The sequence below is a fragment of the Candidatus Planktophila sp. genome (assembly GCA_030681675.1).
Taxonomy (GTDB): domain Bacteria; phylum Actinomycetota; class Actinomycetes; order Nanopelagicales; family Nanopelagicaceae; genus Planktophila.
Genome location: JAUXRP010000014.1, coordinates 56,830 through 73,840, shown reverse-complemented (window position 1 = coordinate 73,840; position 17,011 = coordinate 56,830). Strand labels below are relative to the sequence as shown.

Genomic DNA, 17,011 nt, shown 5'->3' with positions numbered 1-17,011 from the left:
ATTCTCATTCTTAGAGAAAAATAGGACCTTGGTCTGGAATGGTCAATTTTTCAATGGAAAACCAACTATCTCTTTTACATAATCATCATTCAAACGGCCCAAGCTCTCGATTCCTAAATATTTGACCGCTGAATTCGTTTCAATGGTGACGGTGGCTGATATCTGGAAAGTGGGCATGAGCGTGGTTTTCCCCATCATGTGAATGTTCATGATGATGATTCTCAGTGATATGGAGGTAGATGCCAAAACCCATAAAGATCGTAGCAATTCCTAGTTGTGCAGTTAGAGGATCGCCAAGAATTACAGCGGCGAGTGCTCCAAAAAATGGGGCAACAGAAAAGTAGGCACCGGCACGCGACGTTCCGACCGTGCGCATTGCGCCAATAAATAGCACCAGGCTTATGCCAAAGGAAAATACACCAATAAGGGAGATCGCAAGTAGGGCCCCTAGATCAGGAATTGCACCTGAGATTTGAGTTGCAATAAAGAGATTTGTAACTCCGGCCACCAGGCCTTTAGTTGAAGCCATCCAAGTAATATCAACAGAGATCACATTTCGGGTTAGGTTGTTATCTAGAGCCCAAAATAGGCAGGCTGCGACAATTAGGAGCATTGAGGGAAGTACACTGAAATCGAAACTGCCATTCCAACCAACGATGCCTGCACCGGTAACAATGCTTAGCATTCCAATGAGGATCCTTCTATCAAAGTTTTCTTTAAAGATAAACCATGCAAACATGGCAGTAAATACACCTTCCAAATTCAAAAGAATTGAAGCCGTGGATGCTTCCATCTGGGATAGTCCAATTAGAAGTAATACAGGTGCAGCAATTCCCCCACATGCGATGGCCAATGCGAAATATATCTTTTCCGACAAAGGTAATTTGAAATTAGGTGGTTTTTTAAACTTTCGATAGATCCCGATACTAATACCCGAAGATAAGTACAGTAATCCGGCAGTCATAAAAGGCGAAGAGTTTTCTAGAAAGATTTTGGTTAGAGGTGTAGAAATGCCAAAAAGTATGGCTGAAAGTAGAGCCAGTTGCGCTCCTTTTGGAATAAAGGGAAAAAATTTCACGTCAATGCCCAACATACATTGCAGATGCGCCAGTAACTCGGACTATCTCCATGTATGAAGTTGGATAAACGGTGTGTGGGTGACCAGCGGCAGCCCACACGATCTCATAATCTTTTAGTGCCACGTCTATCAATGTGATTTCAGGTGCATTAATCCAGGCCACTGGGGATACACCACCGATTGAAAATCCTGATTGTTCCTTAACAAAATCTGCATCTGCGCGATGTAATTTCTCAATGCCAAGGTTCTTGGCAACTAATTCGGTATCTACTCGGTGACGCCCGCTAGTAATTACGAGTAGCGCATTTCCACTTGGTAATTTAAAGACAATAGACGATGCCACTTGTCCAACTTCAATGCCCAAAGCATTGGCCGCGTCTAAAGCAGTTCGAGCCGAGTCTGAGAGAATCGTGACCTCACCTTCGCAACCTAACTCTGTAAGAAGTGCAATTACTCGAACAACTGAAGGGTTAGCAAGAACATTTTCCACTCGTTAAGCAACGCGGTTTTCTAGCTTGAGTGCTGACATAAAGGCATCGACGACTTCCTGCTTGCTCCAAGGTTTAGGGGCTTGAGTGATGAAGAAGTCCTTTAATGCAATCTCTGCTAACTCATCGATATCGCCTTCAACAAAGCCAAGGGAGGAGAGAACGGGGAATTGGAGTTCGGCCAGAATCTTTCGCACTGCGTTAACGCAGCGAGATCCATCTTTGCTTCCATCGTGCGGCACGCCCATCGCATCGGCAATGCGTTCCATTTTTTCTGGGACGATTTTTGCTTCGCGAGTAAGGGTTTCAACGAGTACTAAACCAATAGTTAAACCATGTGGAACATGCTTAAGCCCGCCAATGGCCTGACCTAAAGAGTGCTCGGCGGTACAGTCAGAGATATTCATAGTAAGTCCTGCCATCATGCTGCCTGCTGCCATTCCGGCTCGTGCGGTTTTATCATTACCATTCTTAAAAGCGGCAACGAGAGCTGGTGTCATCATTCGAACGGCTTCGTAGCCAATAGCATCACCGATCGGAGTGCTGCACTTTGCGATTATTCCAGCAATAGCTTGTGCTAACGCATCGATGCCGGTGTTAGCAGTCATTGACGGTGGCATTGAATACGTAAGCACTGGGTCAACGAGGGCAACTTGCGCGCGCAGATTTCCATTAGCAATACCTGCTTTACGGCCAGCCTCCGGGTCAGAGATAACTGATCCGCCAGATACTTCAGAGCCGGTACCAGCTGAAGTTGGAAGTGCAATAAGTGGAAGCGTTGCCACAGGATAAACGGGTGGTCGTGATTGGAACTCTCTAAAAGTGCAGTTGAGCTGTGCGCACAAACGCGCCGCCTTAGCCGTATCAATTACCGATCCACCGCCTAGTGCTACCACTACATCAGAGCCTGCCGCCTTTAATGCGGCGATCGCATCATCAACCATTTGAATTGTTGGTTCACCCGCGGGCTTTTCAAAGAGAGTAACGGTAATGCCTGAAGCTGTTTTCATTTGATCGATAAGTTTTGCTGCAGCCGGGTTGAATTTTTCAATATCTTTATCAACCATCAAGAAGACTCTACTCGCACCGAGTTCTGCGACAACTGCCGGCAGAGTCTCTGCTACACCTTCTCCAAAACGAACTTTAACTGGAAGATGATTATTAAATGCGGTTATGTTGTCCACGGTAGCTCCTTGAAATGTAAGTGAGATGTGACTTTCTTAGAGAATCCTATCTCGGCGGCATCGAGGGAGAAAAGTGTTTTGTTAAGAGATAGAGTTAAGAATGAGTGTTTTGGCACAATAACGTATAATGCTGGTATTGCCTACGGATGATGAATCCCGGCAGGTATAAGTGCCTAACTCAGTCGGGAGGCTTGATTAGCAACTCATGGCCAGTCCGACTCTAATAGATTTGGTTTTGTGGGTCATATCAGGCTGGCTAGTAATTGGATTCCTGGGAATTCTTACTCTTCATAAATTTACCTTTGTTGCTCGAGTTCTTTTCCCGCTCGGAGGAGTAGGCGGATTGATATTAGCGCTGCTTGCTCTTCGTGCATTGAGCAATGGTGTGGATGAAAGTCGCACATTGCCAATTGGATTACCACAGCTTATTTTTCATTTGCGCTTAGATGCACTTTCCTCATTCTTTCTCCTAGTTCTAGGGGTTGTAATTTTTGGTGTATCCATTTTTTCGGCTGGTTATTTTCGGAACTCTGCAGGAACTGCCCCAGGTCTTCTCGCTCTTGAGTTCCATATCTTCATTGCGAGTATGGCGTTAGTTCTGATCTCTGATGATGCTTATGTGTTCATGGTGGCCTGGGAAAGCATGGCCATGTCGTCATATTTTCTTGTTACCGCCAACCATAAATTGCCCAAAATCCGCGCAGCTGGATTTCTCTACTTATTGGTTGCGCATATAGGCGCTATTGCACTGCTGCTCTCCTTTGGTGTGCTTCAGGCAAATTCCGGAGATTACACATTTTCCAATATGCGTATTCAGTCACTCTCGCCATTTTGGGCATCTGTCGCATTCGTGCTAGCAGTTTTTGGATTTGGTGCAAAAGCTGGAATATTGCCACTTCATATTTGGCTTCCCGAAGCTCACCCTGCCGCACCTTCGCCAGTATCAGCTTTAATGAGTGGAATTATGTTGAAAATTGCTGTTTATGGAATGTTACGCGTTAGTTTTGACCTGCTAGATATTCATCTGTGGTGGTGGGGAGTCCTCTTACTTGTTCTTGGTTTAGCCACAGCACTATTTGGTGTCATTTTTGCTGCCGTGCAATCTGACATGAAACGATTGTTGGCATACTCGTCAATTGAAAATATCGGTCTTCTTTTTTCAGCAATGGGTCTTGCTCTTTTATTTAATTCATATGGAATGAACGCTATTGCAGCGCTAGCCCTAACGGCATGTCTGTATCACGTGGCAGCGCATGCTGTTTTCAAGAGCCTGCTCTTTCTTGTCACGGGCTCAGTTTTACACGCAACTGGGGAGAGAAATCTAGGTCGGCTGGGTGGACTTATTCGATTTATGCCGTGGGTAGCATGGCTTGCATTTATTGGAGTTCTTGCAAGTTCTGGATTGCCTCCATTTTCAGGCTTTGTCTCTGAATGGTTATTACTTCAAAGTTTTCTATTTACGCCAAATCTGCCACAGCCAATACTCAACATGTTTATTCCGGTGGCGACGGCTTCGATTGCTTTAACCGCGGCTTTGGCTGGCTATGCGATGGTGAAATTTTTTGGAGTAGTTTTCCTGGGTCAACCCCGTGAAGAGAAATTGAATCATGCGCATGACGCCGGTCTATTTGAGAAAATTGGAATGGTGTGGCTTGCCGTTGTGACGTTACTACTTGGATTACTACCAAATCTCACTATCGATCTAATGGAACCCGTTATGCGCGTTCTGGTCGGGCAGGGATTAGCTGGTGAATCTAAATCACATGGTTGGTGGCTTCTTACCCCCACTTCAATTGAAAGAGCTAGTTATAGCCCAGTGTATTTCTTGATCGGAATTGCAACTGCAATTGCCTTCACATTTATTTTAGTTCGGATTCTCTACCACGCCAGACTTCGCCGTTCGGCGACGTGGGCAGGTGGGCATGCTTGGACAAATTCTCGAATGCAAGATACAGCAGAGGGGTATGGTCAACCGATAAGGCAGGTATTTGAACCATTCTTTTCTATGAAGCGTCAACTTCCAAAGCCGGATGATCTCGAGCCGAAATACGAGGTGATTGTTTCGGACAAATTTTGGGAAGGTCTCTACATGCCTGTTGTTCGGTTAACAGAGTTTTTATCTGCATTAGTAGGACGACTTCAAAGAGGAAGAATTTCTATATATTTGCTGTATAGCTTTATAACTTTGATATTTCTGCTCCTTCTTGTACCAGGGGTAAAACTATGATCCTTAGACAGATTTTTTTACAGTTAATTGTTTCTGGAGCATCTCTTTTATTGGCCCCGTTGTTAATGGGTTGGGTGAGTCAACTTCGAGCCTGGCTCCAAAACCGCAAAGGACCAGGAATTTTGCAACCATATAGAGCATTGCATAAACTTTTCAATAAGGATTCTGTCATGGCCGACACAGCTTCGCCATTGTTTCGCTTTTCCCCCTATCTTGTTTTCGGATGCATGGTATTAGCTAGCGCCATCGTTCCAACCTTTTCTACTGAATTACCCTTAGCTAAGGCAGCAGATGCAATCGCACTTGTTGGAATTTTTGCTTTAGCTCGCATATTTATCTCTCTTGCCGCCATGGATATCGGAACTGCCTTTGGAACATTAGGGGCAAGACGTGAAATGTTTGTCGGTTTTCTGGCGGAACCAGCACTTCTTATGATTTTCTTTACATCATCTTTGATAGCACATTCAACGTCTCTCATAACAATTGTTCATTCACTGACTGGAAGTTCATTTGCAATTTATCCAAGTCTAGTTTTTGCAGCTTTTGCATTCATTTTAATTTTCTTGGCAGAAAATGCACGAGTTCCAGTAGACAATCCCAGCACCCACCTTGAATTGACCATGATTCACGAAGCCCTTATTCTCGAATATTCTGGGCGTCATCTTGCTCTGCTTGAATGGGCAGCGTCCTTAAAGCTATTTGCTTATTCATCGGTCGGAATTGCATTGTTTTTGCCATGGGGTATCTACGAGACAGGATCTAATACTTCCTTTCTCTATGCAATACCTCTATTTATTTTTAAATTATTTTCTATTGGCATATTACTCGCACTGATTGAAACATTTTCGGCGAAAATGCGCATTTTCAGAGTTCCAGAATTTCTTGCCACAGCTTTCTTACTTGCAGTTATCGGAATGCTGACCTATATATTGCTGGGGGCATGAAAATTATGACCGAATTAAGTATTCAATTAATTAACCTCTTCGCATCGATACTTCTTCTATTGGCATTTGCAATGCTTGCTCAGCGGCGAGTGATAAATTTAATACATATCTATGCCATGCAGGGTTTAACAGTAGTATCTGCTACGAGCATTGTCGCTTTCGTGACTCATCAGGAACATCTCTATTACTCAGCGGTAATGACTCTTGCTCTAAAGGTTTTTCTAATCCCATTGGTTCTTCATCGCTTAATTAAGCGGTTAGATATCCGATGGGATGTTGAGACTCTAATCAATATTCCTAGCATGATGTTGGTTGGAATTGTACTTGTTATTTTCTCTTTCAATTTGTCACTACCAATTTCTAAACTCTCAACTTCTGTTACGCCTGGGACTCTAGGGATAGCATTAGCGTGTGTTCTGCTTTCATTCATGATGATGATCACACGTTCAAAAGCGCTCCCGCAGGTAATCGGATTTCTATCCATGGAAAATGCTCTGGTCTTTGCGGCGACTTCGGCAACTTATGGGATGCCCATGGTTGTTGAATTAGGAATAGCCCTCGACGTGTTGGTCGGAGTTTTTATTCTCGGGGTATTTATGTTTCAAATTCGCGAACAGTTTGAAAGTCTGGATATTTCGCACTTAGAAAATCTGAAGGAGGAGTAATTGAACCCTCTCGTTCTGGTTTTTGCCGCACCTCTTTTAGGCTCCTTAGTTTTGGCAATCATGGGGCATAAGCCCCATGGGCGAAACGTGAATGTAGCTTTTAGTTTTGGAACTTTGCTTGCGGCATTATTTTTAACTATCAAAATTGTCGCAGATGGCCCGCTTTTTGCCTTAAATAGCCAGTTCTTCATTGATTCTCTGAATATTTTCCTTGTCACACTTACGGCATTTATTGGTTTTACAACTTCGGTTTTTTCCCGGCCCTATATGCGAATTGAAGAGGATCGCGGAAAAATGACGCACAGTCGCATGCGCCTTTATTTTAGTATGTACCAGCTCTTCAGTTTTTGCATGCTTTTAGCCCTCACTACCAACAATATGGGAATCTTGTGGGTCGCGATGGAGGCGGCTACATTAACCACAGTTCTCTTAGTTTCGGTTTATCGAACTCCAGCAAGCCTTGAGGCAGCATGGAAGTATTTTATTTTATGTGGTGTCGGTATTGCTCAGGCACTCATGGGAACAATTCTCTTATATATGGCATCCCAAAAAGTTATTGCTCCGGGTCTGAATCCTCTCTTATGGACCAACCTTAATGCGTCGAAATCAATTCTCAATCCAACAATCATGTCGTTAGCTTTTGTTTTTCTTCTTGTTGGCTATGGAACAAAAGTTGGTTTAGCACCCTTACATAATTGGCTGCCTGATGCTCATGCTGAAGGCCCGACCCCTATTTCAGCAGTGCTCTCTGGACTTTTGTTAAATGTTGCGCTCTATGCAGTCATTCGCTGCAAGATATTGACCGATGGCGCTTTGAATAATAATTTCGCTGGTAATTTGATGATTGGTTTTGGACTTCTATCCGTACTTGTTGGGGCATTCTCCTTGCTTAGGCAAAGAGATATCAAGCGAATGTTTTCCTATTCTTCAATTGAACATATGGGAATTATGACGTTTGCTTTTGGTATGGGTGGACCAATTGCGAATTTTGCAGGCTTATTACATATGACCGTACACGCCCTATCTAAATCGGCAGTGTTCTTTGCAGTCGGTCATGCTGCCCAAAAAGCAAAGTCGCAGATGATGGAAGATATTAGGGGGCTCATTAAGGTCAGCCCAACAGTTGGATGGGGTTTGATGATGGGAACCTTAGCGATTCTTGGCATGCCACCATTTGGAATTTTTGCGAGTGAGTTTTTAATTTTAACGAGCGCAATGCACCAACTGCCGTGGGCGGCCCCCATCCTTTTACTGGGCTTAGCCGTTGCATTTGGTGCGATCTTTAGTCGCGTACAACCTATGGTTTTTGGAGAAACAAATGTAAAGCCCCTGCCTCATTCTCCAGCGCTCCTGCCTGTGTTTCTGCATTTAGGTTTGGCATTAATGCTTGGCTTATATATTCCTAATTACTTGAATCAATGGTTCTTGCAGGCCGTCGCGATAATAGGAGGTTAAGGTAATGATTCTCACTCGCGTTAATGAGCAAGGTTGGCAAGAAAATGCCTTGAGGATTGCAGAGAATCACGGTCGACTGGTCACGCTCTGGGGGCGTCAAAGTGCGCCAGGTTCCTTCACAATGTATGCAGTTTTTTTTGATTCGAACGTAGGTTTAGAGGGGATGTCTCTTCGATTGGCCAACGGAGTTACAAGTTATCCGGATCTTTCAAATCTGTTCGCCTGCGCTAATCGAATGCAGAGAGCAATGTGGGACTTACTCGGCGTAAGTGCTGCAAATAGCTTGGATACGCGTGCTTGGTTAAGTCACGGCGCATGGCCAGATGGTTACTTTCCACTTCGTAAAGAATTCTTTGGTCTAGAAGTATCCAAAGAGAAGCAATTAGATGAATATTCATTTATTAATGTCATTGGAGACGGTGTTCATGAAATTGCAGTTGGGCCAGTTCATGCCGGAATCATAGAACCGGGCCATTTTAGATTTTCTGTCGTCGGAGAAAAGATACTTCGATTAGAACAGCGCCTCGGATATGCACATAAAGGAGTTGATAAGGCCTTTGAGAGGTATTCAGGGTTAAATGGAGTCCAACTAGCTAGCAGAATTTGCGGAGATTCGACAGTTGCCTACTCGTGGGCATATTGCATGGCACTAGAATCGGCATGGAAGTGGAAAGTTCCCAATCGGGCTCTTTGGTTAAGGGCTTTGATGCTTGAACGTGAAAGAGTCGCCAATCATTTAGGTGACTTAGGGGCAATCGGCAATGATGCTGGCTTTACTTTTGGTCTTACGCAATTCATGATTTTGAAGGAACAATGGATAAGGTTAAATAAAACTCTCTTTAGGCATCGATTAATTATGGACTGCGTAATTCCAGGAGGAACTTTCTATGACATTAATAGGGAGGATGTTGCAGAGATTATAAAACAATGCGAACATACTTTGAAAGAAGTAAAAATTCTTAAAGGAATTTATGAGGAGCACACGGGATTGCAAGATCGATTTATATCCACCGGAAAGGTGAGCAAAGATGTTGCGAATAAATTAGGATTAACAGGCTTGGCTGCTCGTGCAAGTGACATAAAAGAAGATGCCCGAGAGTTATTTCCTACCTATCCCTACTCAGAACTAAATTTCAATATTTCTGGTGCAGAGAATGGAGATGTAGCGGCGCGAGTAAGCGTGAGGTTTGATGAAATTTTTGAATCCTTACGATTAATAAGTGAGATCGCCGCAGGACTTCCGGAAGGTCAAACCCAATCAACGTGCAATCCCCCCAAAAAATCAACTTTTGGTTTTGGTTGGGTTGAAGGCTGGCGAGGCGGCATTTTCGCAGGACTACACTTAGATCAGACTGGTCAGATAGATCGTGCACACATTCATGATCCCTCATGGCAAAATTGGCCCGCTTTAGATTACGCAGTGATTGGAGATATCGTGCCAGACTTTCCTCTCATTAATAAATCTTTTAATCTCACATATTCAGGCCATGATCGATGATGTGGGCAACACTAAAGCAGATTCGGAAAACTGGGATTATTAGAGAAAATGTTCCCACAGCTTTGGATTTGGTGGCAATCAACAATATTCAGGATGAAATTTTAAAAGTTTTAGGTCGCGCATTAACTATACGTTTAGTTGATGCTGGAAGTTGTAATGGATGCGAACTCGAACTCAATGCTTTAGGAAATGCTTATTACAACTTGGAAGGCTTAGGGATAAAATTCGTCGCCAGCCCACGACACGCTGACATGCTATTAATTACTGGTCCTATTTCGCGCAATATGCTCTCAGCGCTCTTAATCACCCATGAAGCCATACCTGATCCAAAATTGGTTGTGGCAGTGGGAGATTGCGCAGTCACCGGTGGGATTTTTGGTGAGAGCTATGCAACTATTGGTGCAGCCTCGAATGTGATTAAAGTTGATTATTTAATTCCAGGATGCCCTCCATCTCCAGCTGAAATTCTTCAGGGAATATTGAACGCAGTTCACTATCGACTTAAGAAACGCCCTTATTTTGATTGAGTTAGCAAAACGTGCCAGAAATGGCCTGTGGGCAACTTTTTTCTTTATGGGTGTTGTATCGATGGCATGGGTCGCCCGTATTCCCGAGATTCGTGATGCCAATGGGCTAAATAATGGTCAACTCGGATTAATCTTATTATCAAGCACAATTGGTGCAGTCATTGGTGCACAACTTGCTGGCCGCCTTATTCACACGTTCGGAACTAAACCAATTATTAATGGTGCAGTGATCATCATGCCGGTGGGTCTCATTCTGATGGGATTTTCAACTTCACCGATCACTTTAATTGCAGGTTTATTTGTGATGGGTTTGGGATATTCCAGCATGGACATCTCATCTAATACCCAAGCCGTTGTCATTGAAAAACTATTAGACAAGCGTGTTATGTCCTCATTTCACGCCTTATGGAGCTGCGGTGCATTTGCTACAACTATTTTAGGTGGAGCGTTAGCAAAACATGTTTCACCTCGCGATAACTTAGTCGGAGTGGGCGTTGCCTGCTTATTTCTCTTTATTCCGTCAACGATGCATTTGTTGCCACCTAAGCTCGATGATCACAATGGCGGAGAGGAGGAGACTCAGGCCAAGATTCCATTATTTGGTAAGGACGTACTGCCTCTTTGGGGAATGGGAATTGGATTATTGGGGGGTCTGATTGCTGAGGGTGCAGTGAGTGATTGGGGCGCAATACTTTTACGTGATGACATGGGTTACGAAGTCGGTGTCAATGCCTCTGCATTTGCAACTTTCTCGTTAGCGATGATTACCGCCCGCTTTATGGGGGATAGGGCATTAGATCGATTTGGTCCTCGAAAAACCGTCTTATACGGTGGATATTTGGGGGGATTTGGTTTAGGTCTTGGAATAGCAATTGGTGTTCCGCTATCTCACTCGCATCCATTACTCGCACTTATAATTGTAAATATCGGTTTTGCCTGCGCTGGTCTTGGAATCGGGCCAATGTTTCCGGCATATATATTGGCCGCTTCACAAATACCAGGTATCGCATCATCGGTAGCAATAGCACGTGTAGGTGTTATTGGATTGGCAGGTTATTTCATAGGTCCTTCGGTGACCGGTGCATTTGCACAACTAACCTCTTTACCGATTGCAATGACGTATCCGATTTTAATGTTATTACTTGCCGGGTATCAATCACACATAATTAAGAAGTAGAAGAGATTTAAAAGTTAAAGAAAGTGCCCGTAATACTTGGGCCGAAATCTGCGCCTGCTCCAACTAGTGCAAAAATAATTAAGGCGGCACCTGCAAGCGAAATATCTTTTAGAAAGTGCGTTCTTTCGCTCTGCTTTGCAGTTGCATCGCTCTCTTTCCAAAATGCGTGCATCTGGAGAGCCGTTGGAACTAAGAAGATTGCAATAAGAAGCGCGCCGAGATCGGCATACACTCCACTTGCAATATAGAGACCACCTACTAAAATCATCAGACCTGACACAATCACTGCAAGCTTTGCCGCTGGAACTTTTTTGTATGTTGCATATCCAGTGAGTGCTTGAGTTTTGGTGATGTGGGCAATTCCTGAGTAGATAAAAATCGCGGCAAATAGCACTCGGCCGATGAGTAGTACTGCGTCCATGAGGCTCCTTTAAGCGGTGTGTACTTAAGTGGCTTAATTTAGTTGAAGTTTCAACTAAACCACTAGGCGACACGCCATAACCACTTGCTATCTGTCAGCCCAAGGGGCTACTTTTCGAATATCTAGTCGAACACCTGTTCGAATATCCACACTCTCAAGGAGCACACCTTAGAAATGACCCAGATTAACTCCGCCCACGATGTCATGATCGATGGTGCAACTACTCCTATCGAGTTTACATTCAAGGGCAAGCGCTTTCGTATCCACGCAGTTTTATCTAGATGGTGCGAAGCTGGAGGTTGGTGGAATCGAATTAGCGATGGAAAGTATCGCCCCGATGATGCCGCTCGTGCAGTCTGGCGCGTTGAGGCGGCCCCTCTTGGTGCTCTTACAACCTTTGAATTAGAGCGCGATGAACTCAGCGGTCAATGGATTATTAGATCGATATGAGTTTTATTCACCTCAATGTTGCAAGTGCCTACTCACTCAAATACGGCACAACCCAGCCACATGATTTAGTTGCGCGCGCAGCCGAGTTTGAGATGCCAGCTCTAGCGCTGACCGATCGTGATGGTTTAGCTGGCGCAGTTCGCTTTGCGCAAAGTTGTGTTGACTATGGCATTGCACCAATCATCGGAGTCAATCTCGGTATTGATGTAGGGAGTGCTAAAAACCGCATCACACTACTTGCTCATAGTGATGGGGGATGGCCGGCGTTGTGCCGATTGTTAACTTCGCTAGCCATGGTCAGTGATAATCGCAACCCCGTTCTTACCCTTGAATTCCTGCAACGCTTTAGCCATTACAGTTCACATCTTTACGCGCTGCATGGCCCTGAATCACCAGTGGGGGCGCTACTAACCGATAACCGTATCGATGCCGCTTTTTCAACATTTAATGCAGTTCGGGATTTATTTGCCGGTAACGCTATCGAGTGCGTTTCACATGTAGTTGCAGGCAAAGGCCCGCGCTCGATGGCACATGCTGCCAAGTCACTGATTTTTGCTCGCGATCACGATATCGATGCCGTTATTACAAATGCTGTACGTATGCGAGATCGCGCTGATGGACCAGTGGCAGATGTTTTAGATTGTGCGCGTCAGTTAGTGCCTTTGCATCCACGTCATGTTGAGCGCCGCAATGCTGAGGGCTTTTTAAAATCCGACGATGAGATGGTTTCATTAGCTGGCGAAATTGCGCGTGCCGCTGGAGAGCGCACACCGCGTCAACTACTTGCAACGACTCGGGCGTGGGCCGAGCGCGCTTTATTATCTCCTGCACGCGATATTGGTTTGGGTGGCGCACACTTGCCTGAGCCCCATGTCGTCGGTGCACAATCTGCACATGAGATGCGCATGGTATTGCGCACTCGTAGTGAGGCCGGAATCAATTGGCGCTATAGCGATAGTGGTGCAATTAAAAAAGCACGCGCACGTTTAGATGATGAACTATCAACGGTTGCAACACTGGGTTTTGAATCTTATTTTTTAACCGTTGCCGATATCTGCGACATGGCGCGCGGTGCTGGTATCCGCGTGGCTGCTCGCGGCAGTGGTGCGGGCTCGCTTATCTGTCACTTACTTGGAATCTCAGGTGTTGAACCCATGGCGCACGGTTTATTAATGGAGCGCTTTTGTTCACCCTTGCGCAGGGCTCTGCCTGATATCGATATCGATGTTGAATCCCACCGACGCCTTGAAATCTATGACATGGTTTTCAAACGCTATGGCGATACAAACTGGGACACGCCCAATAATCAATCGCGTTGTGCAACCGTTGCGATGGTCGATACATATCGAGCCAGGCATGCAATTCGCGATGCCGGGGCGGCCCTTGGCCTTCCTGCGATGGAGATTGATATGTTGGCAAAGTCAATGCCACATGTACGTGCGCGCAACATATCTAGCGCACTTGAAAACCTGCCTGAACTTAAATCTCTCAATGTTAAAGCCCCGCTTACTGCGATGACGATTGCTTTAGCCGAGCGCCTTGATGGACTACCAAGGCATTTAGCGATGCATCCATGCGCCATAGTTTTATCTGATGGCGGCCTATTAGATCGCACACCTCTGGTTGCTAATGCCAGTGGTTATCCGATGTCCACCTTTGATAAAGATGATGTCGAAGCTATTGGTTTATTGAAACTAGATGTACTGGGTGTGCGCATGCAATCTGCTATTTCATATGCTCTCACTGAAATCGAACGCACGCAGGATATGAAAATCGATATCGATGCAGTGCCACTAGATGATGCACGTACATATGAGTTGATTCAATCAACACATACCCTTGGAATTTTCCAAGTTGAAAGTCCGGGCCAGCGCGAACTAGTTGGCAAACTCGAGCCTAAAACCTTTACTGATTTGATTATCGATATCTCTCTCTTTCGTCCAGGCCCGGTTAAAGGTGACATGATTACGCCCTTTTTAAAGGCACGTCATGGGTGGAGCAAAGCCCAGATTATTCACCCCGATCTCTATGAAATCTTGCGAGATACTGAGGGTGTCGTCGTATTTCACGAGCAGGTAATCCAGATCATTGCGGCGATGACAGGTGCTTCTTTAGCTAGCGCCGATGAAAAACGTCGCGCGTTGGGAGATAAGAGTGGTGCACAAGAGGTCTGCGACTGGTTTTTTCCCGCCGCGACATCGCGCGGATATGAACTGCCCATCATCAATGAGATTTGGGAGCTTTTGCGCGCCTTCGCATCCTTTGGTTTTTGCAAAGCCCATGCCGCCGCCTTTGCTATGCCCACATACCAATCGGCCTGGTTAAAGGCGCATTACCCTGCAGCTTTTTTGACGGGGGTGCTCACGCACGAGCCGGGCATGTATCCCAAACGTTTAATCGTCGATGAGGCGCGTCGGATGTCGATTGCTATCGCACCGCTAGATGTTAATGAATCTGATTCTCTATATCGTGTTGAAGAAAAAGGGAGAGCAATCCGTATTGCGCTATCGACTATTTCAAAAATTAGTGATGGTGAGATTGCATCGATTATCGCTGGTCGTCCTTACACGGATATCTCTGACTTCATACATCGCTCTGGTAGTAGCGCTCCAGTTACTGAAAGCATGATTCTTACAGGAGCTTTTGACCGCTTACATACCGATGTTAACCGCCGCGATCTTTTGCTTCATCTATCTGATGTAGAACGCTCGCCGAATAAAACTATCTCTGGCGCACAAATGAACTTAGCGTTTGCCCCGCCCGCCCTCATTAGCAGCGGTCTCCCCGATATGAACTCTGCCGAAAGCGTGCGCCATGAAGTTGATCGCTTAGGTATTGACATGTCCCGCCATTTAATTGAGTTTTATAGCGATTTTCTTAATGCTATCGGCGCTGTTCGATCATCGCAGTTACTAGAGGCTCGTTCACGCTCTAGTGTTCTTGTAGCTGGCATTAAAGTTGCGATGCAGACTCCACCCGTGCGCTCAGGTAAACGAGTTATCTTTTTAACCCTCGATGATGGATATGGCTGTAGCGACTCGGCATTCTTTAGCGATGTACAGACTGACTATGCCAGCGTTCTGTATTCATCATCCCTGTTGCTGGTTCGGGGTATTACCCGCCGGACAGGTGCGCGTGGAATTTCAATAAACGGAACAGGTGCCTGGGATTTGCGCGCGGCATATGAAACGTGGCGTACTAAAGAAAGTACGCTGGCAATATGAGTTCGGCTTCGATTCTTCACGTGGACATGGATGCGTTTTTTGCCTCTGTTGCCGAGCGCGATAACCCCGAACTAAAAGGTAAAGCAGTAGTAATTGGAATGGGTGCGCGTGGCGTTGTCTCGGCCGCTAATTACGAGGCTCGCAAATTTGGAATACATGCAGCGATGCCGGTGGGTCGAGCTCGCCGCTTAGCACCTCACGCTATCTTTTTACCGGTAGATATGAAGCGCTATCAAGAAGTCTCATCACACGTGATGAACATCTTCGAAAGTTTTACTCCATGGGTCGAACCCATCTCCCTTGATGAAGCTTTCTTAGATGTGAGCGGGGTAGAACGCTTAATTGGCTCACCGCGCGAAATTGCAACATTGATACGAGCAAAGGTAGAGGCGCAAGAGGGAATAACATGTTCAGTTGGAATTGCGCCATCAAAGTTCATTGCAAAACTTGCATCGCAGAACTGCAAACCCAATGGAGTGCTTGAGATTACAGCTGATCGCATTCTGACTTTCTTACATCCATTACCGATTCAAGCGATGTGGGGAGTAGGAGAAAAAACAGCGCAAACTCTAGAGCGTTTAGGTCTACGAACTATTGAAGATATCGCGAACTTGCCACGCGCCACTTTGATTCGTGCATTGGGACAGGCCAGTGGGGCATCGCTCTATGAGCTTGCCTGGGGTCGTGACTATCGCGATGTGACTCCCCACGATGCTGAAAAGAGCATTAGCGCGGCCGAAACTTTTGCCCGCGATTTAGATAGCCCTGCTGAAATTTTGACTGAATTTTTGCGTTTAACCGAACGTGCATCGGCGAAGCTTCGAGATAAAGAGCTCTTTACTAAAACTATTTCAATAAAAGTACGCTTTGCCGATTTTTCAACTATTAATAGATCGAAAACTCTTGCATTACCGATAAATGGAACACATGAGATTTATGAGGTTGTTAAGGCCCTCTATGAAGCACTCAAAATCGACCGGGCTCGCCTTCGATTAGTCGGAGTTAGCCTTGAGAATTTAAGCGGGCGCGCTCCTGAGCAGTTGGTATTAGGAGCGCGGGAGAGTGGTTGGCGCCAGGCCGATGGTGCTATTGACCGTGCAAGGGCTCGATTTGGCGCAGGGAGCGTGCGTCCAGCTCGATTAATTAAACCAGCGTCAACAGAGAGTGAATAAGTAGCACCACTGGGAAAAATTCTCTATTATGGCCATATGCCACTATCTGATCATGAGAAGCGAATGCTCCAGGAGATGGAGGCTGCGCTCTTAACCGAGGATCCACGCCTATTTTCAGCCTTATCTGGTGAAGCTCGGCCGCCGCGCCGCACGCGAACTCTAATTGGTGCAGCTCTCATTCTCAGTGGAACCGTCACACTCTTTGCTGGCTTAGTAGCTAAAACGACACCCGTTGGGGTTCTTGGCTTTCTCATCGCACTTACTGGAGTAATTGCGATTGTCTCCTCTGTGGGAACACGCAGCCCTCGCATAAAAGGCGCTCGCAAAAAAACTGGTCTCGGCTCACGCCTTGAAGAGCGTTGGGATGAGCGTAATAATCAATAATCTCTCGCTTTGATGAGATGGCCTCCCTTTAAAGGGGGGCCATTTTTAATGCCTGAAAGGTGGGGCGATGTGGATGAAAACAGTTAATATTTGGCTCAAAGTGGTGTAAAAAGGAGG

General features: G+C 45.6%; 15 protein-coding genes. 11 read left to right on the top strand and 4 right to left on the bottom strand.

Annotation, left to right across the window (positions count from 1 at the left end; all coding sequences use genetic code 11):
- Positions 1 to 139: 139 nt before the first annotated feature.
- The 3 genes from Q8K48_03600 to Q8K48_03590 are packed head-to-tail and all read right to left on the bottom strand — an operon-like array spanning position 140 to position 2,750.
- Entirely contained in the window at positions 140 to 1,093 is a 954-nt protein-coding gene (locus Q8K48_03600; GenBank protein ID MDP1851483.1) for an EamA family transporter, read from the bottom strand.
- Complete coding sequence (locus Q8K48_03595) at positions 1,080 to 1,568, bottom strand: YbaK/EbsC family protein (GenBank protein MDP1851482.1); 489 nt, start codon at positions 1,566 to 1,568, stop codon at positions 1,080 to 1,082. Before Q8K48_03595 ends, Q8K48_03600 begins: the two co-directional genes overlap by 14 nt.
- Before the next feature lie 3 nt (positions 1,569 to 1,571).
- On the bottom strand, positions 1,572 to 2,750 hold the full coding sequence (locus Q8K48_03590; protein MDP1851481.1) for an iron-containing alcohol dehydrogenase: 1,179 nt from the start codon (positions 2,748 to 2,750) through the stop codon (positions 1,572 to 1,574).
- Positions 2,751 to 2,955: 205 nt separating this feature from the next.
- Between Q8K48_03590 and hyfB the strand changes: the two genes are divergently transcribed.
- Genes hyfB through Q8K48_03555 form a run of 7 tightly spaced genes read left to right on the top strand, consistent with a single transcriptional unit; the run spans position 2,956 to position 11,243 of the window.
- A complete protein-coding gene (hyfB, locus tag Q8K48_03585; protein ID MDP1851480.1) occupies positions 2,956 to 4,977 on the top strand; it encodes a hydrogenase 4 subunit B in 2,022 nt (673 codons plus the stop codon).
- Positions 4,974 to 5,921 carry an NADH-quinone oxidoreductase subunit H gene (locus tag Q8K48_03580; GenBank protein ID MDP1851479.1) on the top strand — a complete coding sequence of 316 codons (948 nt, stop codon included), beginning with the start codon at positions 4,974 to 4,976 and terminating at the stop codon, positions 5,919 to 5,921. The genes hyfB and Q8K48_03580 overlap by 4 nt, the downstream gene beginning before the upstream one ends.
- A 5-nt stretch (positions 5,922 to 5,926) precedes the next feature.
- Positions 5,927 to 6,586, top strand: a complete 660-nt coding sequence (locus Q8K48_03575) for a hypothetical protein (protein ID MDP1851478.1) — start codon at positions 5,927 to 5,929, stop codon at positions 6,584 to 6,586.
- The gene (locus Q8K48_03570; GenBank protein MDP1851477.1) at positions 6,587 to 8,041 is read left to right on the top strand and encodes a hydrogenase 4 subunit F; all 1,455 of its coding nucleotides are present in this window, start codon (positions 6,587 to 6,589) and stop codon (positions 8,039 to 8,041) included.
- A gap of 4 nt (positions 8,042 to 8,045) precedes the next feature.
- A complete protein-coding gene (locus tag Q8K48_03565) occupies positions 8,046 to 9,539 on the top strand; it encodes an NADH-quinone oxidoreductase subunit C (protein MDP1851476.1) in 1,494 nt (497 codons plus the stop codon).
- A complete protein-coding gene (locus tag Q8K48_03560) occupies positions 9,536 to 10,066 on the top strand; it encodes a hypothetical protein (GenBank protein MDP1851475.1) in 531 nt (176 codons plus the stop codon). Before Q8K48_03565 ends, Q8K48_03560 begins: the two co-directional genes overlap by 4 nt.
- On the top strand, positions 10,059 to 11,243 hold the full coding sequence (locus Q8K48_03555) for an MFS transporter (GenBank protein MDP1851474.1): 1,185 nt from the start codon (positions 10,059 to 10,061) through the stop codon (positions 11,241 to 11,243). The genes Q8K48_03560 and Q8K48_03555 overlap by 8 nt, the downstream gene beginning before the upstream one ends.
- 7 nt (positions 11,244 to 11,250) lie before the next feature.
- Here Q8K48_03555 and Q8K48_03550 read toward each other — a convergent pair whose 3' ends face one another.
- Positions 11,251 to 11,664: a DoxX family protein gene (locus Q8K48_03550; protein ID MDP1851473.1), complete on the bottom strand. Its 414-nt coding sequence runs from the start codon at positions 11,662 to 11,664 to the stop codon at positions 11,251 to 11,253.
- 174 nt (positions 11,665 to 11,838) lie between these two features.
- Here Q8K48_03550 and Q8K48_03545 point away from each other — a divergent pair, with 174 nt between their 5' ends.
- The 4 genes from Q8K48_03545 to Q8K48_03530 are packed head-to-tail and all read left to right on the top strand — an operon-like array spanning position 11,839 to position 16,894.
- On the top strand, positions 11,839 to 12,114 hold the full coding sequence (locus tag Q8K48_03545; GenBank protein MDP1851472.1) for a DUF6504 family protein: 276 nt from the start codon (positions 11,839 to 11,841) through the stop codon (positions 12,112 to 12,114).
- Entirely contained in the window at positions 12,111 to 15,338 is a 3,228-nt protein-coding gene (locus tag Q8K48_03540) for a DNA polymerase III subunit alpha (GenBank protein ID MDP1851471.1), read from the top strand. Before Q8K48_03545 ends, Q8K48_03540 begins: the two co-directional genes overlap by 4 nt.
- Positions 15,335 to 16,510 carry a DNA polymerase IV gene (gene dinB, locus Q8K48_03535; protein MDP1851470.1) on the top strand — a complete coding sequence of 392 codons (1,176 nt, stop codon included), beginning with the start codon at positions 15,335 to 15,337 and terminating at the stop codon, positions 16,508 to 16,510. Before Q8K48_03540 ends, dinB begins: the two co-directional genes overlap by 4 nt.
- A gap of 36 nt (positions 16,511 to 16,546) precedes the next feature.
- Positions 16,547 to 16,894: a DUF3040 domain-containing protein gene (locus Q8K48_03530; protein MDP1851469.1), complete on the top strand. Its 348-nt coding sequence runs from the start codon at positions 16,547 to 16,549 to the stop codon at positions 16,892 to 16,894.
- Positions 16,895 to 17,011: the final 117 nt, after the last annotated feature.